Source organism: Roseomonas sp. SRI_022 (assembly GCF_057586215.1).
This window is the reverse complement of the sequence record NZ_JBYCZL010000005.1, coordinates 213,690-238,187: the sequence shown is the minus strand read 5'-3', so window position 1 is coordinate 238,187 and position 24,498 is coordinate 213,690. Positions and strand designations below refer to the sequence as shown.

The 24,498-nt window shown below is 69.4% G+C and carries 24 protein-coding genes; 14 read left to right on the top strand and 10 right to left on the bottom strand.

Features of this window, described 5'->3' with window-relative positions; genetic code table 11:
• Positions 1 to 12 precede the first annotated feature (12 nt).
• Complete coding sequence (locus AC2YHJ_RS07255) at positions 13 to 1,065, top strand: TRAP transporter substrate-binding protein (RefSeq protein ID WP_487394989.1); 1,053 nt, start codon at positions 13 to 15, stop codon at positions 1,063 to 1,065.
• Between the two features lie 58 nt (positions 1,066 to 1,123).
• Here the strand turns inward: AC2YHJ_RS07255 and AC2YHJ_RS07250 are convergent, their stop codons facing one another.
• The 5 genes from AC2YHJ_RS07250 to rplM all read right to left on the bottom strand — a co-directional run bounded on the left by AC2YHJ_RS07250 (position 1,124) and on the right by rplM (position 5,218).
• Positions 1,124 to 2,434 carry a TRAP transporter large permease gene (locus AC2YHJ_RS07250; RefSeq protein ID WP_487394988.1) on the bottom strand — a complete coding sequence of 437 codons (1,311 nt, stop codon included), beginning with the start codon at positions 2,432 to 2,434 and terminating at the stop codon, positions 1,124 to 1,126.
• Positions 2,431 to 3,036 (bottom strand): TRAP transporter small permease subunit, encoded by a 606-nt coding sequence (locus AC2YHJ_RS07245; protein ID WP_487394986.1) that lies wholly within the window; start codon positions 3,034 to 3,036, stop codon positions 2,431 to 2,433. The genes AC2YHJ_RS07250 and AC2YHJ_RS07245 overlap by 4 nt, the downstream gene beginning before the upstream one ends.
• Before the next feature lie 101 nt (positions 3,037 to 3,137).
• Positions 3,138 to 4,103: an N-acetyl-gamma-glutamyl-phosphate reductase gene (gene argC / locus AC2YHJ_RS07240; RefSeq protein ID WP_487394985.1), complete on the bottom strand. Its 966-nt coding sequence runs from the start codon at positions 4,101 to 4,103 to the stop codon at positions 3,138 to 3,140.
• A gap of 139 nt (positions 4,104 to 4,242) precedes the next feature.
• Positions 4,243 to 4,728: a 30S ribosomal protein S9 gene (gene rpsI / locus AC2YHJ_RS07235; protein WP_487394984.1), complete on the bottom strand. Its 486-nt coding sequence runs from the start codon at positions 4,726 to 4,728 to the stop codon at positions 4,243 to 4,245.
• 4 nt (positions 4,729 to 4,732) lie between these two features.
• Positions 4,733 to 5,218, bottom strand: coding sequence for a 50S ribosomal protein L13 (rplM, locus tag AC2YHJ_RS07230; RefSeq protein WP_487394983.1), 486 nt, complete (start codon positions 5,216 to 5,218; stop codon positions 4,733 to 4,735).
• Positions 5,219 to 5,397: 179 nt separating this feature from the next.
• Here rplM and AC2YHJ_RS07225 point away from each other — a divergent pair, with 179 nt between their 5' ends.
• From AC2YHJ_RS07225 to AC2YHJ_RS07190, 8 genes are all read left to right on the top strand, one after another.
• Entirely contained in the window at positions 5,398 to 6,375 is a 978-nt protein-coding gene (locus AC2YHJ_RS07225) for a Bug family tripartite tricarboxylate transporter substrate binding protein (RefSeq protein WP_487394981.1), read from the top strand.
• A gap of 176 nt (positions 6,376 to 6,551) precedes the next feature.
• A complete protein-coding gene (locus AC2YHJ_RS07220) occupies positions 6,552 to 7,526 on the top strand; it encodes a Bug family tripartite tricarboxylate transporter substrate binding protein (RefSeq protein ID WP_487394980.1) in 975 nt (324 codons plus the stop codon).
• Between the two features lie 73 nt (positions 7,527 to 7,599).
• Positions 7,600 to 7,992 (top strand): VOC family protein, encoded by a 393-nt coding sequence (locus tag AC2YHJ_RS07215; protein ID WP_487394978.1) that lies wholly within the window; start codon positions 7,600 to 7,602, stop codon positions 7,990 to 7,992.
• A gap of 34 nt (positions 7,993 to 8,026) precedes the next feature.
• Positions 8,027 to 9,724 carry a dihydroxy-acid dehydratase gene (locus AC2YHJ_RS07210; RefSeq protein ID WP_487394976.1) on the top strand — a complete coding sequence of 566 codons (1,698 nt, stop codon included), beginning with the start codon at positions 8,027 to 8,029 and terminating at the stop codon, positions 9,722 to 9,724.
• Positions 9,721 to 10,578: an SDR family oxidoreductase gene (locus AC2YHJ_RS07205; protein WP_487394975.1), complete on the top strand. Its 858-nt coding sequence runs from the start codon at positions 9,721 to 9,723 to the stop codon at positions 10,576 to 10,578. The genes AC2YHJ_RS07210 and AC2YHJ_RS07205 overlap by 4 nt, the downstream gene beginning before the upstream one ends.
• A gap of 21 nt (positions 10,579 to 10,599) precedes the next feature.
• Entirely contained in the window at positions 10,600 to 11,781 is a 1,182-nt protein-coding gene (locus AC2YHJ_RS07200; protein WP_487394974.1) for a M20 aminoacylase family protein, read from the top strand.
• 78 nt (positions 11,782 to 11,859) lie between these two features.
• Positions 11,860 to 12,342 (top strand): hypothetical protein, encoded by a 483-nt coding sequence (locus AC2YHJ_RS07195; protein WP_487394973.1) that lies wholly within the window; start codon positions 11,860 to 11,862, stop codon positions 12,340 to 12,342.
• 152 nt (positions 12,343 to 12,494) lie between these two features.
• Complete coding sequence (locus AC2YHJ_RS07190; RefSeq protein WP_487394972.1) at positions 12,495 to 12,992, top strand: cupin domain-containing protein; 498 nt, start codon at positions 12,495 to 12,497, stop codon at positions 12,990 to 12,992.
• A gap of 47 nt (positions 12,993 to 13,039) precedes the next feature.
• Here AC2YHJ_RS07190 and AC2YHJ_RS07185 read toward each other — a convergent pair whose 3' ends face one another.
• On the bottom strand, positions 13,040 to 14,233 hold the full coding sequence (locus AC2YHJ_RS07185) for an enolase C-terminal domain-like protein (protein WP_487394971.1): 1,194 nt from the start codon (positions 14,231 to 14,233) through the stop codon (positions 13,040 to 13,042).
• Positions 14,230 to 15,204, bottom strand: a complete 975-nt coding sequence (locus AC2YHJ_RS07180; protein ID WP_487394970.1) for a Bug family tripartite tricarboxylate transporter substrate binding protein — start codon at positions 15,202 to 15,204, stop codon at positions 14,230 to 14,232. Before AC2YHJ_RS07180 ends, AC2YHJ_RS07185 begins: the two co-directional genes overlap by 4 nt.
• 125 nt (positions 15,205 to 15,329) lie before the next feature.
• Between AC2YHJ_RS07180 and AC2YHJ_RS07175 the strand changes: the two genes are divergently transcribed.
• The 4 genes from AC2YHJ_RS07175 to AC2YHJ_RS07160 all read left to right on the top strand — a co-directional run bounded on the left by AC2YHJ_RS07175 (position 15,330) and on the right by AC2YHJ_RS07160 (position 20,409).
• Positions 15,330 to 16,055: a FadR/GntR family transcriptional regulator gene (locus AC2YHJ_RS07175; protein WP_487394969.1), complete on the top strand. Its 726-nt coding sequence runs from the start codon at positions 15,330 to 15,332 to the stop codon at positions 16,053 to 16,055.
• 135 nt (positions 16,056 to 16,190) lie between these two features.
• Complete coding sequence (locus AC2YHJ_RS07170) at positions 16,191 to 17,696, top strand: ABC transporter substrate-binding protein (protein WP_487394968.1); 1,506 nt, start codon at positions 16,191 to 16,193, stop codon at positions 17,694 to 17,696.
• Positions 17,697 to 17,703: 7 nt separating this feature from the next.
• On the top strand, positions 17,704 to 18,687 hold the full coding sequence (locus tag AC2YHJ_RS07165; RefSeq protein ID WP_487394967.1) for a zinc-binding dehydrogenase: 984 nt from the start codon (positions 17,704 to 17,706) through the stop codon (positions 18,685 to 18,687).
• 12 nt (positions 18,688 to 18,699) lie between these two features.
• Positions 18,700 to 20,409, top strand: coding sequence for an N-acyl-D-amino-acid deacylase family protein (locus tag AC2YHJ_RS07160; protein WP_487394966.1), 1,710 nt, complete (start codon positions 18,700 to 18,702; stop codon positions 20,407 to 20,409).
• On the opposite strand, the gene AC2YHJ_RS07155 is transcribed toward AC2YHJ_RS07160, so the two are convergent.
• Genes AC2YHJ_RS07155 through AC2YHJ_RS07145 form a run of 3 tightly spaced genes read right to left on the bottom strand, consistent with a single transcriptional unit; the run spans position 20,406 to position 22,752 of the window.
• Entirely contained in the window at positions 20,406 to 21,206 is an 801-nt protein-coding gene (locus tag AC2YHJ_RS07155; protein ID WP_487394964.1) for an ABC transporter substrate-binding protein, read from the bottom strand. The genes AC2YHJ_RS07160 and AC2YHJ_RS07155 overlap by 4 nt on opposite strands.
• On the bottom strand, positions 21,203 to 22,039 hold the full coding sequence (locus tag AC2YHJ_RS07150) for an alpha/beta fold hydrolase (RefSeq protein WP_487394963.1): 837 nt from the start codon (positions 22,037 to 22,039) through the stop codon (positions 21,203 to 21,205). Before AC2YHJ_RS07150 ends, AC2YHJ_RS07155 begins: the two co-directional genes overlap by 4 nt.
• A complete protein-coding gene (locus tag AC2YHJ_RS07145; RefSeq protein WP_487394962.1) occupies positions 22,036 to 22,752 on the bottom strand; it encodes a PIG-L deacetylase family protein in 717 nt (238 codons plus the stop codon). The genes AC2YHJ_RS07150 and AC2YHJ_RS07145 overlap by 4 nt, the downstream gene beginning before the upstream one ends.
• A gap of 104 nt (positions 22,753 to 22,856) precedes the next feature.
• Between AC2YHJ_RS07145 and AC2YHJ_RS07140 the strand changes: the two genes are divergently transcribed.
• Entirely contained in the window at positions 22,857 to 24,488 is a 1,632-nt protein-coding gene (locus AC2YHJ_RS07140) for a GMC family oxidoreductase (protein ID WP_487394961.1), read from the top strand.
• Positions 24,489 to 24,498: the final 10 nt, after the last annotated feature.

Below are 24,498 nucleotides of genomic sequence, written 5' to 3'. Positions count from 1 at the left end.
GACGAGATCTGCATGAGACTGTTCCGCCCTTGCGCCGCCCTGCTGGCGCTCACCGCGGCCTGGGCCACGCCGGCGCTGGCCCAGCAGGCGCCGACCGCGCTGCGCGTCGCCGGCCATTTCAGCGCCAACACCCATCACATCGCGGTCGAGCGGCCGTTCTACGAAGGGCTGCCGGCGACGCTCGGGCTGCAGATGTCCGTGTCCTACAGCCCGATGGACCAGGTGGGCGTGCAGGCGGCCGATGCGCTGCGGCTTCTGCGCTCGGGCGCCTTCGACATGATGTCGGTGACGATCGGCAACGTCGCGCGCGATGAGCCCTTCTTCGACGGCATCGACCTGATCGGCGTCAGCACGACGCTCGACCAGCTGCGCGAGGCGGTGAATGCCGGGCGCGAATCCTTCGACCGCCGCCTGCAGGAACGCTTCGGCGCCAAGGTGATGACGCTGTGGCCCTTCGGCCCGCAGATGTTCTTCTGTAACCATCCGGTCAACTCCATGGCCGACCTGCGGGGGCTGAAGATCCGGTCCTACACGCCGTCCATGTCGGCGCTGATCCAGGCGCTGGGGGGCACGCCGGTCTCGCTGCAGTTCAGCGAGGTCTATCCCGCCCTGCAGCGCGGCGTCGCGACCTGCGGGATCACCTCCCCTACTTCGGCGCATGTCGCCAACTGGGCGGAGGTGACGACGCATATCCTGCCGCTCAGCCTCGCGGGTGGCGTGCAGGGGCATTTCATGTCGCTCGCCACCTGGCGGCGCTTCACGCCGGAGCAGCAGGCCGCGCTGACCCGCGCCTTCCGGACCATGGAGGACCAGTTCTGGGAACTGGCGCGGGCGAACAACCAGGTCGCGCTCGACTGCATGTCGGGCAAGCCGGAATGCCAGGCGACACCGCGCGGCAGCATGACCGTCGCGACCGTCTCCGAAGCCGACCAGGCGCGACTGCGTGAGATCGTGCCGCAGGCGATCCTTCCGGGCTTCCGCGACACCTGCAACCGCGTGTGGAACCAGTGCTCGACCACCTGGAACCAGACGATCGGCGCGGCGCGCGGCTACGTCATTCCGTGAACGGTGCGGCCCGCCGGCGCGATCCGGCGGGTCGTCGCCCTTCAATTGGGCAATCTGCTCAATCGAACGCCAGGCGCGGCAACCACAGCGCGATGTCCGGGGCGTACATCAGCAGCACCGTCAGCACGAACATCATCAGCAGGAAGGGCAGCGATCCGGTGATGACATCCACCACGCTGCCGCGCCCCCGCACCCCCTGCACGACATAGAGGTTCATGCCCACCGGCGGGGTGATGAGCGCCATCTCGCACATGATGACCAGGAAGATGCCGAAGAAGACAGGATCGATGCCGAGCGCAGTGACAATGGGGAAGATCACCGGGATGGTGCCGACCATCATCGACAGCGTCTCCAGGAAGCAGCCGAGGATCAGGTAGAAGACCAGCAGGATCCACAGGATCATGATGGGCGAGGCGTCCAGCGAGACGACGAAGCGCGACAGCGCCTGCGGCACGCCGAGGATGCCCAGCACGAAGTTCAGGTAGAAGGCCGCCGCCACGATCAGCACGATCATCGCCGTGATGGCGACGGTCGAGACGAAGCATTCATGCAGCATGCGGATCGAGAAGCGGCCATACAGCGTGGACAGGACGAACGCCGCCACCACGCCGACCGCCGCCGATTCCGTGGGTGTCGCCCAGCCGGCATAGATGCTGCCCATCACCACCACGAAAATGCCGATCGGTGGCGCGAGCCCCGCCAGCAGCCGGATGCGCTCGGCCAATGGCAGCCGCGGTTCCCGCGTGCCTGCCAGCGCCGGCCGCCACAGGCAGATCGCCAGCACCACGGCCATGAACATCAGCGTCAGCAGAAGCCCCGGCACGACGCCCGCCGCATAGAGCCGCCCAACCGAGGTGTTCGTCATCGCCCCGTAGATGATCATGTTCACCGAGGGCGGGATCAGGATGCCAAGCGTCGCCCCGGCCGCGATGGACCCGAGCACGAGCCGCTCGTCATAGGCGCGCTGGCGGAAGGTGGGCAGCGCGACCGTGCCGATCGTCGCCGCGGTGGCGACGGAGGAACCGGAGACGGCGGCGAACATCGCACTCGCCCCGATGTTGGAATGCAGCAGCCCGCCCGGGAACACGCCGAGCCAGGCGGCCATCGCCCGGTACATCCGGTCCGTCGCCCCGCCGCGCACCAGCAATTCGCCCAGCAGGACGAACAGCGGCACGGCGAGCAGGACAAAGCTTTCCGTCGCCCCCCAGACCTGGGTCCCGACCGCCGCGACGATCGGCCCGCCGAGATAGACCCCGGCGCCGATGACGCCGAGCAGCAGGATCGTCGTCGCGACATGCAGGCCGAGCGCCAGCATCCCCAGCATCACCAGGAAGCCGATGCCCGCATCAGCCAGGCCGAAGCCGCTCATGACTGCGCCGCCTTCGCCTGGGTGGCTTCGAGGCTTTCCTCGATCTCCTCGGCGATGGTGGGCGGACCATAGAGCGCGTTGAAGCGCGCCGGATCGCGCAGCATCAGCACCGCCTGCACCGCGAGCGCGATGGCGATCCCCGCAAAGAGACCAAGACCCAGCACCCAAAGCCCCTGCGGAATCCAGAGCGGGATCTGCAGCGGGGAATTCGAGACGGCCATGAACTCGATGCTCTCATCCAGCACCGACCAGCCGCGTTCCAGCAGGAACACGGCGACGCCGGCGATGACGATGGCGGCGAGCAGGTTCAGCGCGGCGGCGGGGATGCGCGGCAGACCCTGCACCAGCAATTCGATGCGCGTATGCCGCCGCATCAGTAGCGTCTGCGCGAAGCCGAAGGCGGACATGACCGCGAGCGTATAGCCGCCGATCTCGTCGGTGCCTTGCAGCGACAGGCCGAAGCGCGCTCGCCCGACGATGTCCACCACGACAAGGAAGCAGTATCCGAGCAGCCACCAGCCGCACAGGATCGAAGCGACGCGGACCACCGGCCCCGCGAATCGCGTGACGGGATCCACTGGCCCGTCACCACTGTCATGCATGCGCTAACCCCTGGTTGGAAACCTCCGGCCAGGGCTCGCAAGAAGGGTGCCATGCATCGGCGCGGAGCGGCCGCGCGGGCGACCGCTCCGTTCCGGGATGGCTACTCCGCCGCGGCGGGGCGCGCCACGGGCAGGTCGGCATTCACGGGAATGCCGAGCATGAGGCCGAGATTCTGCACCGCAGCCCCCGACGCCCCCTTGCCGAGGTTGTCGTAGCGCGCGACCAGCACCGCCTGGCCGAGCGCCGCATCGCCGTGGACGCGGATCTCGAGCCCGTTGGTGCCGTTCAGCGCCTGCGGTTCGATCTTGCCGCCGGCCTCGGCCGGGACGACGCGGACATAGGTGCTGCCAGCGTAGCGCGCGGCGAGCAGCGCCTCGATCTCCGCCGGGCTGACCGTCTTCGCCAGCGTGTCGAGATGCAGCGGGATGGCATCGATCATCCCCTGCGCATAGTCGGCGACCGCAGGCACGAAGATCGGCCGGCGCGTCAGAAGCGAATACTTCTGCAGTTCCGGCACATGCTTGTGCTTGAGGCCGAGGCCGTACATCTCGAAATCCGGCGCGGTGCGGGCTTCATAAGCCGCGACCATCGCCTTGCCGCCGCCGGTATAGCCGGAGACGGCATTGACGGTGACCGGATGGTCCGCGGCCACGATGCCCGCCTCGATCAGCGGGCGCAGCATCAGGATGGCCCCGGTCGGGTAGCAACCTGGATTGGACACGCGCTGCGCCGCCGCGATCGCCGCCGGCTGGTCGGGCGTCAGTTCCGCCAGGCCATAGACCCAGTTGGGATCGACGCGATACGCCGTGGACGCGTCCAACAGCTTCGGGGCCTTGGCGCCTAGCGAGGCCGCGAGTGCCGCGCTCTCCTTCGCCGCATCATCCGGCAGGCAGAGGATGACGAGGTCCACTTCCTCCATCATCTCGCGGCGCGCCCCGGCATCCTTTCGGCGGTCTGCCGCGATCGAGCGCAGCGCGACATGCGGGTTCGCCGCCAGCCGCTCGCGGATCTGCAGGCCGGTCGTGCCGGCCTCGCCGTCGATGAACACCGTGGGGGTCTTGGCCATGGGATGGACCTCCGTTGTCTGGCCATTGTGCCGCGAATTGCGGCCCGAAATGCAAGAGGGGTGGACCCTCGCGGATCCACCCCTGCTGCATGACAGTCCTGCGTAGGCGGGACCGGCGCTGCGCGCCGATCCGCCGGCGTCAGCGCTTGCTGAACTGGAAGGAACGTCGCGCCTTCGCCTTGCCGTACTTCTTGCGCTCCACGACGCGGGGGTCGCGGGTCAGGAAGCCGGCCTTCTTGAGGATGGCGCGCAGCTCCGGCTCGTAGTTCGTCAGCGCGCGGCTGATGCCGTGGCGCACCGCGCCGGCCTGGCCGGACAGGCCGCCACCGACGACGGAGCAGAACACGTCGAACTGCTGGTAGCGGTCGGCCACCAGGAAGGGCTGGGTGATCAGCATGCGCAGCACGGGACGGGCGAAGTACTTCGCCGCCGGCTTGTCGTTGATCAGGATCTGGCCCTTGCCGGGCTTCACCCAAACGCGCGCCACGGCATCCTTGCGGCGGCCGGTGGCATAGGCGCGGCCCTGGGCATCGCGCTTCGGTTCACGCTTGATCGCGGCCTCGGGCGCCGCCGGGGTACCGGCGACGAGCTCCTTGAGGTCCGCGAGGGTACGGGTCTCGCTCATCGCCTCAGGCCACCTTCTTCACGAGAACGGAGTTCTTGCGGTTCAGCGCCGCGACGTCGAGCGCCTCCGGCTGCTGGCCCGCATGCGGGTGCTCGGCACCGGCATAGACATGCAGGTTGCGCATCTGGGCGCGACCCAGCGGGCCGCGCGTGATCATGCGCTCGACCGCCTTCTCGATGACCCGCTCGGGGTACTTGCTGTCGAGGCGCTCGCGCACGGTGCGCTGCTTGATGCCGCCGGCGTAGCCGGTGTGCCAGTAGAACACCTTCTGCTCCGCCTTCGCGCCGGTGACGCGGATCTTGCGGGCATTGATGATGACGACATGGTCACCGCAATCGACATGCGGGGTGAACTGCGCCTTGTTCTTGCCGCGGAGGCGATTGGCCACGAGCGTCGCGAGACGGCCGAGCACCAGCCCGTCCGCATCGATCAGCACCCAGCCCTTCTTCACCTCGGCCGGCTTCAGCGAGGTGGTCTGTCTCGTGAGCATCGGTTTTCCAGGGTCTAACGAATGAAGTGGCGCGGCTTATCGACGCGATGGGCGGGAAAGTCAAGCGGAAGCGGCAGTTTTGCGATGCGGTATCCGAATACCGCATACTCCAGGGCCCACCCTTCCCCTGCCGTCGATCGCCTGCAACCCTGGCCGCAAGAACCACAGGGAAGTCGTCCATGCCATATCTGAACCGCCGCCGTCTGCTGGCCGGTACCGCGGGCCTGCTCGCCGCCCCGCGCCTGGCCGGCGCCCAGGGGACCTGGCCGCAGGGCCAGGCCACCAGCATCGTCATCCCCTATGCCGCGGGCGGGGCACCGGACGTGCTGGGGCGAATCATCACCCAGGGCTTCGCGGAACGGACCGGGGGCAATTTCATCCTGGACCACAAGCCCGGCGCATCCACCACCCTCGCCGCCCGGCAGGTCGCCCGCGCACGGCCAGATGGCAGCACGCTGCTGATGGGCACCATCGTCACCTTCACCATGGCGCCCTTCGCGCTGCGGAGCCTCGGCTACGACCCGGTCACCGACTTCGCCCACATCACCCAGATCGCCGAGACGCTGTTCATCCTGGTCGCGAACCCGCGCTGGGAGAGCCTCGACCAGGTGTTGACCGAAGCGCGGCGCCGGCCGGGGCAGCTCACCTATGCGACCTGGGGCGTGGGCAGCACCTCCCATATCGGGATGGTGGACCTGATGCAGCGGACGGGGACCGAGTTCCTGCATGTCCCCTTCAACGGCACGCCCCCGGCGCTGACCGAGACGATCGCGGGGCGCACCGACCTGATGATCTCCACCTTCGCGCCGGCCAAGCCGCATGTGGAATCGGGCCGGCTGCGGGCGCTCGGCATGGCCTCGGCGGCGCGGACGCCGGCGTTGCCGGATGTGCCGACGCTGTCGGAGCTCGGGCAGCGGGATTTCCTCATCGGCGGCTGGTTCAGCCTGCAGGCCCCGGCCGGCACGCCCCAGCCGGTCCAGGACCGGGTGAATGAGCTCGCCAAGGAGGCTTTCGCCACGCCAGCGGTCGCCGAGAACTTCGCGCGGCTCGGCTTCGCCGCGGCCGAACCGGGGCCGGCGGCGCTGCGCGGGCGCATCCTGCGCGAGCTCGACCAGAATCGCGTGCTGATGCAGCGCGCCGGCATCCAGCCCGAATAGGGACCACCCCAGGATCCGGGCGCGCGGGACGGCACGCGCCCGGACGACCACCAGCCATGAAGGGTGGGCACGGCCTGGACGAACCCGAGCGGGCCCACCGTTTCGCTTGTCCCCCGGCCGCCGGGCTGCGACCCTTCCTGCGACAAGCGCCGCAGGCGCGGAGAGGGGAACCGTCCATGATTGCAACACGCCGCGCCCTGCTGGGCGCCAGCGCCATGTCGCTTACGCTGCCGCGGCTTTCGCACGCCCAGCCAGGCTGGCCCGGGGGACAGACCACCAGCCTCTCCATCCCCTACGCTGCCGGGGGCGCATCGGACATCGTCGGCCGCATCGTCACCCAAGGCTTCGCCGAGCAGACCGGCGGCAACTTCATCATGGAGCACAAGCCCGGCGCCTCGACCACGCTCGCCGCGCGACACGTCGCGAGGTCCCGGCCCGATGGCTACAGCCTCCTGCTCGGCACCAGCGTCACCTTCACCATGGCGCCCTTCGCCCTGCGGAACCTCGGCCATGATCCGTTGAACGACTTCGCCCACATCACGCAGGTTGCCGATACGCTCTTCATCATGGTCGCGAACCCGCGGTGGGAGAGCCTCGATCATGTGCTGTCCGAAGCGCGGCGCCGCCCGGGCGCGATCTCCTACGCCACCTGGGGCGTCGGCAGCAGCGTCCACCTCGCCATGCTGGACCTGACGCAACGGACGGGGACCGAGATGCTCCATGTTCCGTTCAACGGCCCCCCGCCGGCCTTGATCGAGACCATCGCGGGGCGGACGGATGTCATGATCTCGACCTACGGCCCGGCGAAGCCCCATGTCGATGCGGGCCGGCTGCGAGCCATCGGCGTGCCCATGGCGGCGCGCGCGCCCGCCCTGCCCGATGTCCCGACCCTGGCCGAACTCGGGCAGCGCGGCTTCGAGGTCGGCGGCTGGTTCAGCCTGCAGGCGCCGCGCGACACGCCGAAACCCATCATCGACCGGATCAACGACCTCGCGAGGGAATGCCTCGGCACGCCGGCGACGGCGGAGATCTTCGCTCGGTCGGGCCTGGTGGCCTCCGAACCGGGCCCCGAGGCCCTGCTCGCCCGTATCCGGCGGGACCGCGAGGTGAACCAGGCGCTGATGGAACGTGCCGGCATCCGGCCAGAATGACCCCCGCGGTGATATGACACCCGGGCTGGCGGCCCGCAGGTAGGATGCCGCCGCGGTGGAGGAGGCCGCGCCCATGTTCAGCCACGTCACGCTCGGCACGGACGACATCCGCCGCGCCGTCGCCTTCTACGACCCGCTGCTCAAGCTGCTTGGCCTGGCCCGGCAGGAATCGGACCTCGATCGCGGCTATGCCGGCTATGCGGCCGCGCCCGAGACCACGCCGCAATTCTGGATCCTGCTGCCGATCGACCGTGCACCGGCCTCGGTCGGCAACGGCGTGACCGTCGCCTTCGAGGCCGAGGACCGCGCGACGGTGGACCGCTTCCACGCCACCGCCCTGGCGCAAGGCGGGACGAATGAGGGCACGCCGGGCCTGCGCCCTCACTACCACCCTGACTATTACGGTGCTTATCTGCGCGACCCCGACGGCAACAAGCTCTGCTGCGTCTGCCACCGCCCCGAATAGGGGCGTGGCGCCAGCGGCTGAGCGGAGAGAACGCATGACCGATAAGCCCCATGGCCTTGGCCGCAACGCTTCCAACTACGGCGACCCCGCCTTCGCGCTCTATCTGCGCCGGTCCTTCGCCAAGTCCATGGGTTACTCGCAGGCGATGCTCGACAAGCCGGTGATCGGCATCGCGGACACCGCGAGTGACTACAACAACTGCCACCGCACCATCCCCGAGTTGATCGAGGCGGTGAAGCGCGGGGTGCTCGCGGCCGGCGGCCTGCCGATGGCGTTCCCCACGATCAGCATCTGCGAGCCGTCGCTGTCCCCGTGCTCAATGCATTACCGCAACCTGATGGCGCTCGACACCGAGACGATGCTGGCGAACCAGCCAATGGATGCAGCGGTGCTGGTGGGTGGCTGCGACAAGACGGTGCCGGCGCAACTGATGGGCGCGATCAGCTCCGGCACGCCCTCGGTCATGCTCGTCGTCGGTCCCATGCTGGCCCAGGCCTTCGAGGGCGAGCGCCTGTCGGCCTGCACCGATTGCCGCCGCTACTGGGCGCGCTATCGCGCCGGCGAGGTGACGGACGAGAAGATCAGCACGCTGGAAGGAAAGCTCGCGACGACGGCGGGGACCTGCGGCGTGATGGGCACCGCCTCGACCATGGCCTGCATTGCGTCCACGCTTGGCTTCATGCCGCTCGATGCCGCGAGCGCGCCGGCCGTGCATGCCGATCGCCTCCGCATCGCCGAGGAAGCCGGCGCCCAGGCGGTGCGGCTGATTCGCAACCCGGTCGCGCCACTGACGCTGATGACGCAGGGCAACCTCGACAATGCGGTGCGGGTGCTGCTCGCACTCGGCGGGTCCACCAACGCCATCGTGCATCTCGCCGCCATCGCCGGGCGCGCGGGACTGTCGCTCGACCTCAAGCGTCTCGATGCGTTGTCGGAGGAAACCCCAGTGCTGGTGGACCTGAAGCCCACCGGCGAGGGCTACATGGAGGACTTCCACAGCGCCGGCGGCATGCGCGCCCTGCTGTGGGAATTGCGCGACCTGCTCGACCTGACGACGAAGGATCTCGACGGCGTCTCGCTGGCGGACCGCATCGGCGACGGCAAGCATTTCGTCGATCGCCGCATCATCCGCGCGCGTGGCGAGCCGGTCTCCCCGGTCGGCGGGCTGGTCGCGCTGTTCGGTTCGCTGGCGCCCGACGGTGCGATCCTCAAGCGCAGCGCGGCGACGCCGTCCCTGTTCGAGACCGAGGCGCGCTGCCTGGTCTTCGACGGGCTGAAGGACCTGTCGGACCGCATCGACGACCCGGACCTCGACGTCACGCCGCAGGACATCCTGGTGCTGAAGAATGCCGGACCGCGCAGCCCCGCCGGCATGCCGGAAGCCGGCTACCTGCCGATCCCGAAGAAGCTGGCGCGGCAGGGCGTGAAGGACATGGTGCGGATGAGCGACTGCCGCATGTCCGGCACCGCCTTCGGGACGATCGTGCTGCACATCGCGCCCGAGGCCTCGGTCGGCGGCCCGCTCGCGCTGGTGGAGACCGGCGACCGCATCCGCCTGTCGGTGAAGAACCGCACGCTGGACCTGCTGGTGGATGAGGCGGTGCTGGCCAGGCGCCGCGCCGCCTGGACCGCTGCCCCGGCGCCAAAGCGCGGCTGGGACAAGCTGGTGCATGACCAGGTGACGCAGGCACCGCAGGGTGCGGACCTCGCCTTCCTGCGCGCGGCGCCTTGATCGCGCTGGTCGGCGCGACCGGGCGCTCCGGGGCCGCGCTGGCGCGCGCCCTGGCGGCGGCCGGCATCGCCTTCACCCCCGTCGCGCGCAGCGCGGGGAAATGGGCCGCGCTGGGCCTGCCCGGCGAGGCCCGCCCCGCCGATTTGCGCGACCCTGATGCGCTGAAGCGCGCCTTGGCCGGGGCGGACCGGGTGGTCAGTACCGCCCATGCGCGATGGACGCCGGCGCTGATCGCCGCGGCCGAGCCCCGCGCGTCCTTCGTGCTGATGGGATCGACGCGACGTTTCTCGCAATGGCCGGACGCGCATGGCGACGGCGTGCGCGCCGGGGAGGCCGCCTTCCTCGCCTCCGGCCGCAGCGGGGTGATGCTGCACCCGACCATGATCTATGGCGCGCAGGGGGAGGACAATGTTCGCCGCCTTGCCGCGTTGACCGCCCGGTTGCCCTTCGCGCCGCTGCCCGGTGGTGGGCGTGCGCTGGTGCAGCCGATCCACCAGGACGATGTGACGCGCTGCCTGGTCGTCAGCCTGTCGCGCGAATGGGACGGCGCGCAGACCCTGGTGATCGCCGGGCCGCGGCCCATGCCCTATCGCGACTTCCTGCGCGCGGTGTCCGCCGCGGCCGGGCTGCGCAAGCCTCTCATCGTGCCGATCCCCGCCCTGCCGCTGCGCGCGCTGGCGCCGCTGAGCCGGATCATTCCACGCATGCCCCACATCGGCGCGGATGAGATCCGCCGCCTGACCGAGGACAAAGCCTTCGACATCGGCCCGATGCGGAGCATCCTCGGCGTCGATCCCATGCCGCTCGACGAGGGCCTTGCCCTGACCTTCGCCCCGGCCCAAACCTCCGCCTGACAAGCCCCCCGGAGCCGATCCATGCCCGTCCATAATCGCATCGCCGACTTCCATGCCGAGATGACCGCCTGGCGGCGCGACCTGCACGAACATCCCGAACTCGCCTTCGAGGAGGTGCGCACCTCCGGCGTCGTCGCCGACAAGCTGCGCGAATTCGGCTGCGACGAGGTGGTGACCGGCATCGCCAAGACCGGCGTGGTCGGCGTGATCCGCGGCAACAACGCGGCATCCGGGCGGGCCATCGGCTTGCGCGCAGACATGGACGCGCTGCCGATCCTCGAGGATAGCGGCGTTCCCTATGCGTCCAAGACGCCGGGAAAGATGCATGCGTGCGGCCATGACGGACACACCACGATGCTGCTGGGTGCGGCGAAGTACCTCGCCGAGACGCGCAACTTCGACGGCACCGTCTATGTCATCTTCCAGCCGGCCGAGGAGAATTTCGGCGGCGGCGAGGTGATGGTGAAGGAAGGGCTATTCGAGCGCTTCCCGATGGAACGCGTCTTCGGCCTGCATAACTGGCCCGCGGCACCCGCCGGCACCTTCCTCTGGCGCGAGGGGCCGGTCATGGCCGCCGTCGCCAACCTCGAAGTCACTATCACCGGCAAGGGCGCGCATGGCGCCATGCCGAACAACGGCAACGACCCGATCGTGATCGCCGCCGCCATGGTCCAGGCGCTGCAATCCATCGTCGCGCGGAATGTCGAGCCGGTGGAAGGCGGTGTCATCACCATCGGCCACATCAATGGCGGCCACACCTACAATGTGATCCCCGAGCAGGTGACGATGCTCGGCACGGCGCGCTGGTTTGCGCCGGAGGTCGGCGACCTGCTGGAGAAGCGTTTCCTCGAGACCGTCAACGGCATCGCCGCGGCCTTCGGCGCCACGGTGGAGGCGAAGTTCATCCGCCTCTACCCCGCGACGATCAACGAGGTGGCGAGCGTGCATCTCGCCGCCGATGCGGCCCGCGCCGTGCAGGGCGAGGCCCGCGTCCAGCCGCTGCCGAAGCCGACCATGGGCGGGGAGGATTTCTCCTTCATGCTCAACGCCAAGGATGGTGCCTATCTGATGCTCGGCGGCGGCCGCACGGCGACGGACGCCAACGTCCATCACCCGAAATACGACTTCAACGACGAGATCCTACCGGTCGGCGCGTCCTGGTGGGCGTCGCTGGCGGAACGGCTGCTGCCGCGCCAGGGCTGAAGGATCGCGCCGCGTTAGGCGGCCGGAAACCAGACGGGGGCAAAGGTCCGGGTGGCAACACCCTGACCGGAGGCCCCGATGGCCCGCCCCACCGCGCGCTTCGATGCCTGGCCCCTGCTGCCGCGGAGCACGGACGGCCGGCGCCCCGCCGATGAACCCGCCCAGGCGGCCTTCGTCGCCGTCGCCGGACTTGCCGCGCTGTTCCTGCTGCTGCGCTGGGCGCCGGCCGGCGACGCGCTTGCGGCGGAGGTCGCGCAGCTCGTGGCGCTGTGGGGGTGCCTCGGCGGCCTCGCATTGGTGCTGGTCCTGACGGCGCTGCTGGTCGGTGTAGCCGTGGTCACGCCGATGATGCCGATGCCTGGCGGCGTTAAGGATGTCGCCCTCACGGTGTTCGACCATGCGGTGCATCTGGCGCTGGTGCTGACCGCGGCGGGCGTGCTGGGCATGGTCGTGCTGCACGGCACCGTCCCCGGCCCGGCGTTCTGGTTCGCCGGTCAGGCGCTGCTGCTCTGGGGGTGCCATCGCACGCGGCTGTGGCTGGCGGGGCAATCCGCCGCCTGACCCAAGGGGAATACCCTTCCAGGCGCGGCGGCCAAGCGACCATCGCATGCTCCGCCACCCTCTGCCCGGAGCAGGCATTCGCTATTTTTTCCAACCACTTGCGGCACCGCGCGTCCTGGCGTTCCCCTGCGCCGAACGCGAGGAGCCAGACCATGCCGCATGACGGTCACGACCATCCCTCCATTCCCGAGGATGGCTGGAAGCACAGCGGCGTCCGGGTCATCCCGGGCGACAGCCTGGACACCAACACCGCGCAGACGCCGGGGATGAACCGCGCCGCCGCGATCAACGCCGCGCGCGTCGGCGCGCAGAAGATCTGGGCCGGCACCGTCCACATCCACCCCGACGCCAAGACCGGCGCGCACCACCACGGGCATCTGGAAAGCGTGATCTATGTGGTGAAGGGCAAGGCACGGATGCGCTGGGGCGAACACCTGGAATTCGTCGCCGAGGCCGGCCCCGGCGACTTCATCTACGTGCCCCCTTATGTGCCGCACCAGGAGATCAACGCCTCGGCCGAGGAGACGCTGGAATGCGTCCTCGTGCGCAGCGACAACGAGGCGGTGGCGATCAACATCGACATCGAGCCGGTGGAGAAGCCGGAGACGGTGCTCTGGATCGATCCGATCCATCGCGCGCCCGGGGCGTAGGCGCCCCCCATGCCCTGCCGCCGCGGCGGCAGGGCAGCCGGCGATGATCAGGCCGGCCAGCAACGGCGCTGCGTCGTCATCCGCCCGATCTTCTCCCAGTCATAGACGACGCCAAGGCCAGGCCCGGTCGGCACCGGGAAGCAGCCATCGGCACCGACCGCATCCAGCTGGTCCGAATAGTCGCAGGCATAGACATCGGCGATCGGGTTGCGCACGCCCGGCGCGACCAGCGACAACTCGTAGAAATTGGTGTTGCGGATCGCCGCCATGAGGTGCCGCTGCGCGGGCCCGGCCGAGTGCAGTTCCAGGTCCAGGCCGAAGGCCTCGGCGAGATGGGCGGTCTTCATCGTCCCGGTGATGCCGCCATCATATTCCGGGTCGGCGCGCAGGAAATCCGTCGCCCCCTCCGTAATCCAGGCCACCTTCGCTTCCAGCGTGCGGACGTGCTCGGTCAGCAGCAGCGGCGTGCGGATCAGCTCGCGCAGCCGGCGATGCGCGGTGGGTGCGGTGCCCATGTCCTGGAACGGGTCCTCGTACCAGAAGTATCCGGCCTCCTCGCAGGCGCGCCCGACATGCAGCGCATCGGCGAAGCTGCGCAGCGTGCAGGCGGGGTCAATCATCAACGCCATGTCGTCGCCGACCGCGCGGCGGACATGGAGCACATTCGCCGCCTCCTCGCGCGGATCGCCTTCACCCCAGCCGTGGATCTTGAAGCCGGCATAGCCGAGGTCGCGGCACTGCACGGCGAAATCGCCGAAGGCTTCCTTCGACGACAGCACGCCATTGCGGTCGGCGTGCGTCGTGCTGGCATAGGTCGGCAGCCGCTCCCGCCAGCCGCCGAGCATGCGCGAGATCGGCTGCCCCACCGCCTTGCCCGCCAGGTCCCACAGGCAGACATCGATGGCGCAGAGGCCGATCGCGCCGAGATGTCGCTGCGACCAGCGCAGCGCATGCCAGATGCCTTCGCGCGCGAAGGCGTCCTGCCCGATCAGGCGCGGCGCCAGCGCCGCGACCTGGGACACGATGGCCGGGTTCTTGCCGCTGTGCATCGGGCAGTATTCGCCCCGCAGCCCGCCCGCCGTGGTGATGACAAGGCAGAAGGCGGAGACCTTCTCCACCCCGCCGGGCCGGCAGCACAGCGCGCCGTGCAGGTCGCGACCGAAGCCTTCGACCTCATAGGTGAATTCATGCAGCTCGACCCGGTCGATGCGGGATGCCGCCTGAGCCATGGGCGGGCTCATTCCACGCGGATCCCGGCAGCGCGGATCACTTCGCCCCAGCGGGCGAATTCTCGTCGTTGGAACACCCCGAACTCCTCCGGTGACATGCCGGACGGCACCCCGCCCAGTTCACGGATGCGCGCCGCCACCTCCGGCCTGCGGATCGCCGCACCCGCCGCCGCGCCGAGCCGCGCGACGATCGCGGGGTCCGTCCCCGAGGCGACGAACAGGCCATACCAGGTCAGCGACGTCGCGCCGGGCAGGCCGAGCTCGGCCATGGTCGGCACATCCGGCAGCAAGTCGCTACGTGTCTCCCCGGTCGTAGCGAGGGCGCGCAACCGGCCCTCCCGCACCATGGGCAACAAGGCGAGCGGATCGCCGAAGGTCAGGTTGACCCGGTTCTCCAGCAGGTCCGGCACAAGCTGCGCGAAGCCGCGCGCGTAGTGGATGATGTCGAAGCGCACGCCCGCCGCCTGTTCGAACAGCACGGCCGAGAGATGTTGGGAGGAGCCGAGCCCGCCCGTGGCCGCGGTGATGCCGCCAGGCCGCGCGAGTGCCGCCGCACGCAGTTCCGCGACGTTCGATACGCCGAGCGACGGGTGCACCGCGAGCAATTGCGGCACGGTCGCAATCAGCGTCACCGGCGCGAAATCCACCACCGGGTCATACGGGAAGCGCGGGTAGATATGCGGGTTCGTCGCATGGGTGCTGAAGGTGCCGGTCAGCAGCATGCCGCCGTCGGCCGGGCCCTTGGCGACGAGTTCCGCCGCGATGGCGCCATTCGCACCGGTCCGGTTCTCCGCGACGAAGGGCTGGCCCAGCGCGTCGCCGAGTTGCTGCGCCATCAGCCGCGACAGGATGTCGGTCGCCGCCCCCGGCGCGAAGGGAATGATCAGCCGGACCGGCCGGCTGGGATAGGCCTGCGCCTCGGCCCGGCCCGTCAGGGCGGCACCTAGCGCCAGCCCCGCGGCGACTGCGCGTCGTGTCAGCATGCGCGACATCCTTCGCTGTGGAACGTTTCCATCCTGCCGGTGAGCCGGCGTCGCCAGCATGCTGTCTGACAGCTTTACAGGCAAGCCTCTTCACAAAATGGACCCGGCCATGGCAATGCACGGCCATGGCCCGCCCCTTCCCCGTCGCCGCACCGGTGCGCCGGCTGCGCCTCTATGAGGAGATCGCCGCCAGGGTGGCGGCCTTCATCCTCGACCACGACGTACCCGCCGGCGGCCGATTGCCCGCCGAAGGCGAGATCGCCCGAAGCCTCGGCGTCAGCCGGCCGGCGGTGCGGGAAGCGATCGTGGCGCTGGAGACCGCCGGCATCGTCATCGCCCGCAGCGGCGGCGGGCTGTTCGTCCTTCGCCGGCCGCGGCGTGGGGCACCATTGCCCTGGGCGCGCCGCGGCGACCCTGGCCCCGGGCCACGCGAACAGCTGCGCGCCAGGCTGCTGGTCGAACCGGAGATCGCCGCCGAGGCCGCGCGCGTCGCGACCCCGGCGCAGGTGGAAGCCCTCGACGAGGCCGCGCGCAGCATCGCGGCCGCCGCCGCTGCCGGCCTGCCCTTCGCCGAGGAGGCCGTCGAGTGGCACATCGCCCTGGCCGAGGCGGCGGGCATCGCCCCGCTCGCCGAGTTCATGCCCCGGCTGCTCGATAGCACGCAGCATGCGATGTGGCGGACCATAAGGGCGAAGTCCGAAACCGACACGCAGGCATCGGCCCGCACCGGCGTTCGCGAAAGGCTGGTCGCCGCGCTGAAGGCGCGCGACCCGGACGCCGCGCGCCGCGTCATGCGCGAGCATCTCGAAGCCGTCGAGCACAGCGCCTTCGGCGAGGTGGAAGAGGCCTGACCGGCGGCGGCACGGCGAAGGCCTGGGCGCCAGCAAAGCCAGCATCAACAGCGGGCGCACCAGGCAGGCTCCATTGCGCGCGTCCCGCCTCCGGGAAAGACTGATCCACAGAAACGGTGATCGGGAACCCGCAACATGCGTCGCCTTGCCGCCCTGCTGCCGCTGCTCGCCTGCCTCGCCCAGCCCGTTGCCGCGCAGCATCTGCGCATCGGGCTGACCTCCGACCCGGATGTGCTGGACCCGACGCTGTCGCGCACCGTCACCGGCCGCCAGGTCTTCGCCGCCATGTGCGACAAGCTGGTGGACATCAACGAGAGGCTGGAAATCGTCCCACAGCTCGCCACCGCCTGGCGCTGGGCGGAGGACGGCCGCGCCCTGGTCTTCACGCTGCGCGAGGGTGTGCGCTTCCACGACGGTGAACCCCTGACCGGGGAGGCGGCGGCCATCGGCCTGCGCCGGCACATTGAGACCCCGGCCTCGACCCGCAAGGCGGAGATGGGGCCGGTGACGGAAGTCGTCGCGACCGGCCCGATGGAGGTCACGCTCCGCCTGTCGGAACCCTTCGCACCGCTGCTCGCGGCCTTGGCGGATCGCGCCGGCATGCTGGTATCGCCGCGCCAGGCGCGCGTCACCGGCGCGGATTTCCAGCGCGAGCCCGCCTGCGCCGGCCCCTTCCGTCTGACACGGCGCATCGCGCAGGACCGGATGGAGCTGGAACGCTTCGACGGCTACTGGGATCGCGCCAGCATCCATGCCGAGCGCATCACCTATCGCCCGATCCCGGACGCGACGGTGCGGCTCGCCAATCTGCGCGCCGGGGCGCTCGACGTGATCGAGCGCGTCAGCCCATCCGACGTCGCCGATCTGCGGCGCGACCAGCGGGTGCGGGTGGTGCAGGCGCCCTCGCTCGCGACCTTCTACATCGCGATCAATGTCGCGAATGGCGCGCGGTCGCAGACGCCGCTCGGCCAGGATGCGCGGGTGCGGGAGGCGCTGGAACTCGCCATCGATCGCCAGGCGTTGGTCAATGTCGCCTTCGAGGGGCTGTGGCTGCCGGCGAACCAGGCCGTGCCGCCGGATCATCCCTTCTATGCGCGATCCGTCCCGATGCCGGCGCGCAACGTGGCGCGCGCCCGCGCCCGGCTGCGCGAAGCCGGCCACCAGCGCGTGCGGATCAGGCTGTCGGTGCCCAACACCACCGACTACCAGCAATCCTCCGAAGTGATCCAGGCGATGGCCGCCGAGGCCGGCATCGACATCGAGATCCAGCTGATCGAGACGGCGACGCTGCTGAACCAATGGACCGCCGGGGATTTCGAGGCGCTGATGATCCAGTGGTCAGGTCGCGCCGACCTGGATGGGAATCTCTACGCCTTCTATGCCTGCGGCGTGCCGCTGAATGGTGGGCGCTACTGCAACCGCGACGTCGATGCGGCGATGACCGAGGCGCGCCGCAGCGTCGATCCGGCGGTGCGCGCGGCGGCCTATGATCGCGCGGCGCGGCAATACCTCGCGGATCGGCCCTACATCAATCTCTGGCAGCCCTTGACGCTGCATGGCGTGGGTGCGTCGATCCAGGGATTGCGCGCGGTGCCGGACGGCCTCATCCGTGTGCAGGGCCTTCAGGGTGCCAGGGGATGAAGCGGACATGACGGATACGATGCGGGCGGCGGTTGTCACGACCGAGGGCGTGCAGGTGCTGGAGGTGCCGCGCCCAACGCCGGGACCGGAGGAGGTGCTGGTCCGCGTCCGTGCCGCGACGCTGAACCGTGCCGACCTTGGTGTCGCCGCCGGCGGCTCGCATGGCGCAATGGGTGGGGCCGGGACGATCCTCGGCCTCGACTTCGCGGGCGAGGTCGCCGCCGTCGGCAGCGCGGTGAAGCACGTGAAGGCCGGCGATCGCGTGACCTGTTCGGGTGCCGGCGGCTACGCCGAATACGCCATCGCCGACATGGCGCGCGTGCAGCCGGTGCCGGATCGCAACCTGTCCTGGGAGGAAGCGGCGACGCTGCCGGTCGCGCTCGCCACCATGCATGACGCGGTGGTGATGAATGGACGGCTCGCCAAGGGCGAGAGCGTGATGATCCTCGGCGCGTCGTCCGGCGTCGGCATCATGGGCATGCAGATCGCGAAGTTCATGGGCGCGTCGCTGGTGGTCGGCACCTCGACCGACCACGACCGCCGCGCGCGGTTGAAGGAATTCGGCGCCGATGTCGCGGTGAATACGCGCGATGCGGATTGGGCCGACCAGGTATTGGCCGCTACAGGTGGCAAGGGCGTGAACCTGGTGGTGGACCAGATCAGCGGCCCGACCATCAATGCGGCGATGCGCTGCACGGCGATCCTGGGGCGCATCGTCAATGTCGGGCGGCTCGGCGGCAGCAGGGGCGAGTTCGACTTCGACCTGCATGCCACGCGGCGCATCGCCTATATCGGCGTGACGCACCGCACGCGGTCGCGCGACGAGATCCGTGCCGAATACGCCGCGATGCGCCGCGACCTGTGGCATGCCGTGGAGGAAGGGAAGCTTAGCATCCCGATCGATCGCGTCTTCCCGCTGAACCTGGTGGTGGAAGCACTCGGCCACATGAAGGCCAACAAGCATTTCGGCAAGATCGTGCTGTCGGTCTGAGGGAGATGCGCCATGCATGACCTGGTGATCCACGGCGGCACGGTGGTGGACGGCACCGGTGCCGCACCCTTCGAGGCCGATGTCGCCGTGCAGGGCGGCCGCATCGTCACAGTCGGCAAGGTCGCCGATCGCGGCGCGGAGGAGATCGACGCGAAGGGCCTGCTCGTCACGCCCGGCTTCGTCGATATCCACACGCATTACGACGCGCAGGCGTCGTGGTCGGAGCGACTGATCTCGTCGTCGATCAACGGCGTCACCACCGCGCTGATCGGCAATTGCGGCGTCGGCTTCGCGCCGTGCCGGCCGGAACGGCGCGACATGCTGGTGAAGCTGATGGAAGGCGTGGAGGACCTGCCCGAAGTCGTGCTGACGGAGGGTCTGCCCTGGTCTTGGGAATCCTTCCCCGACTACATGAACTTCCTAGGCAGCCGCCGCTACGACACCGACATCGCCGCGATGGTCACCCATGCGCCGCTGCGCGTGCATGTGATGGGTGAGCGCGCCGAAGCCCACGCCGAGGCAACCGAGGCCGAATGCCTGGAGATGGCGCGGCTCGCCGCTGAAGGGCTGGCGGCGGGTGCGGTCGGCATTTCGACTTCGCGCGCGCTGGCGCACCGCACGCTGGATGGGCGGCACATCCCGACCCTCGGCGCGCCGGAGGCCGAACTCGAAGCCCTGGCGCGTGCCCTGCGCGCGCATGGCAGCGGCTGGCTTCAGGTGATCTCCGACTTCGACGACCCAGCCGAGGAGGAGTTCGCCCGGCTGCGCCGCGTCGCCGCGGTAGCAGGGCGTCCCCTCACCTTCTCCCTGCTGCAGCGTGAATCGAAGCCGGGCTTCTGGCGCTGGCTGCTCGATCGCGTCGAGGAAGCCAATACCGCCGGCGTGCCGATGTTCGGCCAGGTGATGGGCCGGCCGGTCGGGCTGATGTTCGGCTTCGAATTGTCGCAGCATCCCTTCCTGACAAGGCCGTCCTATCGCGAGGTCGCGCATCTTCCGCTGCCCGAGCGCGTCGCCGCCCTGCGCGACCCGGCGCGGCGCGCGCGCATCCTGGCCGAGCCGACCGACGATGCCGGGCTGAAGGTGCGGCTGAACAACTGGGACAAGATCTTCTCGCTCGGCGACCCGCCCGATTACGAGCCGCCGCCCGAGCGTTCCGTCGCCGCCATGGCGGCCGCGCGCGGCATGACGGCCGAGGCGCTGTGCTACGACCTGATGCTGGAACGCGACGGGCGCGCCATCCTGAACCGGCCATTGCTGAACTATGCCGATGGGGACCTGACCGCGATCCGCGAGATGATGACGCATCCGCACACGCTGATGGGTCTCGGCGATGGTGGGGCGCATGTCGGCTACATCTGCGATGCGTCCTGCATGACGCATATGCTGGTGCATTGGGCACGCGACCGGCAGCGCGGACCGAAGCTGCCGGTCGAGCAAGCGGTAAAGCGCATCAGCCGCGACAATGCGATGGCGATGGGCCTTGCGGATCGCGGCGCGATCGCCGCCGGGCACAAGGCCGACATCAACGTCATCGACTTTGCCCGGCTGCGGATGCGCGCGCCGGAGATGCATTACGACCTGCCGGCCGGTGGCAAGCGGCTGGTGCAGAAGGCGGAAGGCTATGTCGCGACGGTGCTGTCGGGTGCCGTCACCTATCGCGAGGGGGAGGCAACCGGGGCACTACCCGGCCGCCTCGTCCGCGGGCCGCAGGCGCCTGCCTAGGACCAGACCTGCGCCGGCGTCAGGGGTTTCGCGATCAGCCCCTGCGCCGCGCAGAACCGACCGGCCAGCGCGATCGCCGGGGCCAGCGCATCCGGCGTCGACAGCGATGCCGCGAAGATGTGCCGCAGCCCGTCCATCACCGCCGCGTCGCGCGCCAGTTCCGACTTCACCACCACGAGGTGATTTACCGGCCTGAAGCCGTAACGCGCATGGAAGTCGCGGCCGGCGGCGGCCGGGTCGGGGAAGACCGTCCGCATGCCCTCCGGCACCTCGAAGCCGAAGATCGCGGCGTCCAGGTCGCCGCCGCGCAGCATCGCGGCGATATCGCTGCCCGGTGCTGCGCGGGTCACGAAGGGCGGGTCGCGGAAGGTCGGCACATGGGCGTCCTCGAAGGTCGTCCAGGCGATGGACTCCGACGGGACGTCATGGCTGTCCGCCAGCACGCCGCGGAGCCACATCCCCGTCGTCTGGCTGTAGGCGCGCACGCCGACGCGCTTGCCTTTGAGATCGGCGGGGCCCCGGATCGGGCTGTCCTTCGGGCAGACCAGCGCGCCTTCCTGGTATCGTTCAGCCATCACCACCGGCAGCAGCGTGATGGGGATGCCGGCCTCCTTCGCCATCAGGAAGGTGGCGATGGCCATTTCACTGACATCGAAGCGCAGTTCCCGCACCATGGGCGCGAAGGCCATGTTGATCGGCTTAATCGTCGCGCGATCGAGCCGCACCGCGGCACTTTCCGCCAACGCGGCCGTATGGGGGTATTCGCCGATCGCGGCCGTCAGAACGCACTGGCTCATGCGCCGACCTCCGCGAAAAAGGCCTCGACCTTCGCATTGAAGGCCGCCGCATGCTCGAAATGCCCCGAATGCCCGGCCTGCGGTAGCGGGGAGACGCGTGCGTCCGGGATCACCGCCGCCATGGCCTGCGGCGCGAAGGGCGGGATGACGACATCCTCCTCGCAGGGCACGAACATCACCGGCGTGTTCGCCGCGGCGAAGGATTCCGGCGGGCGCGTGCGCGCGGCGTGCAGCCTGGCGCGCACCGCCTCCCGGTCGAAGCCCTGCGACAGGCCGTTGATGTGCGTGTAGAGCTGGTGCAGCGCGGGCTGGTCCTCCGCCATGCGCGCACCGCCCGCGGGCAGGATGTTGCGCGACAGCAGCGCGCTGCGCGCCTCCGCACTCTCCTTGCTCCAGACCGGCAGGCGCGAGCGTTCCGGTTCGCGCATCTGCCGCGGGTCGAGCGAGCCGGTGGTCGCCGCCAGCACCAGCGCTTTCACACGGCCCGGGCGCAACAGCGCGTATTCCACACCGGACCAGCCGCCCATGGACTGGCAGACCATGCGGATGTCGCCGAGCTTCAGCTCATCGACCAGCGCCGCGACGTCGCTCGCATACTCCGCTGGATCGGGCCCGCCTCCCGGCGCCGTCGAGGGAAAGAAGCCACGATGGGAAAAGGCCACGCAGGTGTAGCGCGTCGCGAAATTCGCCACCTGCTGCCACCAGGAGAACAGGCAGCCGCCGAGGCCATGGGCAAAGACAATCGCCGGCCCCTGCCCCGTGACCTCGTAGCGAATGCGCGCATCGGGCCGTTCGATCCAGCCGGCGCGGCGTGGCGGTGCGGCGAAGGTCATGCCAGCGTCTCCACGACATGGGGGAAGACGGATTGGAAGCCCTCGCCCCAAGTGATCTTCTTGTCGGAATTGCGAGCGGCCTGCGCGCCGCGCTGCTGGGCCACGCGGGTGTAGTATTCCCAGAGGTGCTCCTGCCCCTCCATGCATTCGATCGCCGCGCGCTTCTTCGGCCACACACTGCCGATGTCCAGCAGCATGTCCGGCTTCCACCCGCATTGCTCGGGCTGGTGCGGCTCGAACAGGAAGACCGGCGGCGCGCCCAGCACCTTCTGCCCGGGATTGTGTCCATGCGCCTGCGCAGTGATGCGGGCGTGCTGCGCGAAGTCCGTCACCGCCGGATGATCGCGGTTGTAGATGTCCTCCTTGCTGTGGGTCAGCACGAAGTCGGGATGAATGTCGCGATAGACATCGACCAGGCGGAACAGCGAGTCATTGGTCAGCGTGATCGGGTAGTCGCCTAGGTCCCAGAACTGGATGTCGTGCACGCCGAGCACCTCGGCGGCCTTCTTCGCCTCGACCTCGCGCGATGCCTTCACGCGATCCAGCGTCATCCCCGGCACGCGCCACAGCTTCGCGGATTCGCCGCGCTCACCATAGGACAGGCAGATCACCGTGACCTTCCAGCCCTTGTCGGCATGCAGCGCGATGGCGCCGCCGCAACGCCAGACGAAATCGGCCGAATGGGCGCTGACGACAAGGGCGGTTCTGGACATGCGTTTCCTCCGGTGGCCTGGGCCTGATGGCCGCAGTCTGGCGGCAGGGCGCGCGCGCGCCTAGGCTGCGGAGGGTAGAAAACACCAGGAGCCGCCACCCCGCCATGGCCAGCACGCCCGACACCTTCGACTATGTCATCGTCGGCGCCGGCGCCGCCGGATCGATCCTGGCCGCGCGACTGACCGAGGATCCGGGTGTGACCGTCTGCGTGCTGGAAGCGGGCCCGCCGGACCGCAATCCGTGGATTCACATTCCCGCAGGCTTCATCAAGACGCTGGTTGATCCGGCCGTCACCTGGCAGTTCAAGACCGAACCGACCGAGCGGACGGGCGGGCGCGGAATCGCGACCACCCAGGGGCGGACGCTGGGCGGGTCATCCTCCGTCAATGGCATGATCTACAATCGCGGCCAGCCCGGGGACCTGAATTCCTGGGCGCAGCGCGGCAATCGCGGCTGGGGCTATGAGGATTGCCTGCCCTACTACATGCGGACCGAGAAGCGCATCGGCTTCGGCCGGGACGATCGCCGCGGCAAGCAGGGCGGGCTGCCGGTCACCGACATGGACTGGATCCACCCGCTGTCGGAGGCCTTCCTGGAAGGCTGCGTCGCCGCCGGCCTGCCGCGCAACCCCGACTACAACAGCGGCGACCAGGCGGGCGTGGGATATTTCCAGCGCGGCATCCAGAAGGGCTGGCGCGTCTCGGCGGCACGCGCCTTCCTCAAGCCGGCGATGGCACGGAAGGAGTTGGAAGTCCGCACCAATGCACGCGCCTGCGGCATCATCTTCGAAGGCAAACGCGCCGTGGGCATCCGCTACATCTCGCAACGCGGCGGTGCCGTGACCGAGGTGCGTGCGCGGCGGGAAGTGATCCTGTCGGCCGGCACGGTGAATACGGCGCGGCTGCTGCAGGTCTCAGGCATCGGGCCGGCCTCGACGCTCGCGCGCATCAACGTGCCGGTGTTTCACGAATTGCCGGTCGGCGAGAATTTCCGCGACCACTACGCATCCCGCGTCGTCATGCGCGCGCGCGATGGGGTGGAGACGCTGAACCAGCTCGCCAAAGGCTTCAAACTGGCGCAGCAGGTGACGCGCTGGGCGATGGGCAAGCCGTCCATCCTCGCCACCGCGCCGTCGCATGTGCACATCTTCTGGAAGTCCTTCGAGGGGCTGGACGAGCCGGACCTCCAGGGCGTCTTCACCCCCGGCTCCTATGCCGAGGGCAAGGTCTATGTGCTGGACGATTACCCGGGCTGCACCGCCGGCGCCTGGCAGCACCGCCCGGAAAGCACCGGCTGGGTCCGTGCGAAGACCGCCGACGTCTTCGACGATCCCGAGATCCAGCCGAACTACCTGAGCAACGAGATGGATCGCCGCGTCCATCTCGGCGGCATCCGCCTGATCCGCCGCCTGCTGAACACGCCCCAGATGCAGAAGCTGCTGGAACAGGAAGTGCTGCCCGGCGTGAACATCGAGCGCGACGATGAGTTGCTGGACTTCGCCTACAGGAATGGCTCCACCACCTACCACCTGATCGGCACCTGCCGCATGGGGCCGGAGACCGACACCTCGTCCGTCGTGAATGACCGGCTGCAGGTGCATGGGCTGGAGGCGCTGCGGGTGATCGACGCATCGGTCATGCCGTCCATGACCTCGTCGAACACCTACGCCACGACGATGATGATCGCCGAGCGCGGCGCCGATTTCATCCGCGGCCGCCCGCCCCTCGCCGCCTGACCAGCCCCTT

Coding starts and splice junctions, on each gene's coding strand:
- AC2YHJ_RS07255 (WP_487394989.1), top strand. CDS start 13: ATGAGACTGTTCCGCCCTTGCGCCGCCCTGCTGGCGCTCACCGCGGCC.
- AC2YHJ_RS07250 (WP_487394988.1), bottom strand. CDS start 2,434: ATGAGCGGCTTCGGCCTGGCTGATGCGGGCATCGGCTTCCTGGTGATG.
- AC2YHJ_RS07245 (WP_487394986.1), bottom strand. CDS start 3,036: ATGCATGACAGTGGTGACGGGCCAGTGGATCCCGTCACGCGATTCGCG.
- argC (WP_487394985.1), bottom strand. CDS start 4,103: ATGGCCAAGACCCCCACGGTGTTCATCGACGGCGAGGCCGGCACGACC.
- rpsI (WP_487394984.1), bottom strand. CDS start 4,728: ATGAGCGAGACCCGTACCCTCGCGGACCTCAAGGAGCTCGTCGCCGGT.
- rplM (WP_487394983.1), bottom strand. CDS start 5,218: ATGCTCACGAGACAGACCACCTCGCTGAAGCCGGCCGAGGTGAAGAAG.
- AC2YHJ_RS07225 (WP_487394981.1), top strand. CDS start 5,398: ATGCCATATCTGAACCGCCGCCGTCTGCTGGCCGGTACCGCGGGCCTG.
- AC2YHJ_RS07220 (WP_487394980.1), top strand. CDS start 6,552: ATGATTGCAACACGCCGCGCCCTGCTGGGCGCCAGCGCCATGTCGCTT.
- AC2YHJ_RS07215 (WP_487394978.1), top strand. CDS start 7,600: ATGTTCAGCCACGTCACGCTCGGCACGGACGACATCCGCCGCGCCGTC.
- AC2YHJ_RS07210 (WP_487394976.1), top strand. CDS start 8,027: ATGACCGATAAGCCCCATGGCCTTGGCCGCAACGCTTCCAACTACGGC.
- AC2YHJ_RS07200 (WP_487394974.1), top strand. CDS start 10,600: ATGCCCGTCCATAATCGCATCGCCGACTTCCATGCCGAGATGACCGCC.
- AC2YHJ_RS07195 (WP_487394973.1), top strand. CDS start 11,860: ATGGCCCGCCCCACCGCGCGCTTCGATGCCTGGCCCCTGCTGCCGCGG.
- AC2YHJ_RS07190 (WP_487394972.1), top strand. CDS start 12,495: ATGCCGCATGACGGTCACGACCATCCCTCCATTCCCGAGGATGGCTGG.
- AC2YHJ_RS07185 (WP_487394971.1), bottom strand. CDS start 14,233: ATGAGCCCGCCCATGGCTCAGGCGGCATCCCGCATCGACCGGGTCGAG.
- AC2YHJ_RS07180 (WP_487394970.1), bottom strand. CDS start 15,204: ATGCTGACACGACGCGCAGTCGCCGCGGGGCTGGCGCTAGGTGCCGCC.
- AC2YHJ_RS07175 (WP_487394969.1), top strand. CDS start 15,330: ATGGCCCGCCCCTTCCCCGTCGCCGCACCGGTGCGCCGGCTGCGCCTC.
- AC2YHJ_RS07170 (WP_487394968.1), top strand. CDS start 16,191: ATGCGTCGCCTTGCCGCCCTGCTGCCGCTGCTCGCCTGCCTCGCCCAG.
- AC2YHJ_RS07165 (WP_487394967.1), top strand. CDS start 17,704: ATGACGGATACGATGCGGGCGGCGGTTGTCACGACCGAGGGCGTGCAG.
- AC2YHJ_RS07160 (WP_487394966.1), top strand. CDS start 18,700: ATGCATGACCTGGTGATCCACGGCGGCACGGTGGTGGACGGCACCGGT.
- AC2YHJ_RS07155 (WP_487394964.1), bottom strand. CDS start 21,206: ATGAGCCAGTGCGTTCTGACGGCCGCGATCGGCGAATACCCCCATACG.
- AC2YHJ_RS07150 (WP_487394963.1), bottom strand. CDS start 22,039: ATGACCTTCGCCGCACCGCCACGCCGCGCCGGCTGGATCGAACGGCCC.
- AC2YHJ_RS07145 (WP_487394962.1), bottom strand. CDS start 22,752: ATGTCCAGAACCGCCCTTGTCGTCAGCGCCCATTCGGCCGATTTCGTC.
- AC2YHJ_RS07140 (WP_487394961.1), top strand. CDS start 22,857: ATGGCCAGCACGCCCGACACCTTCGACTATGTCATCGTCGGCGCCGGC.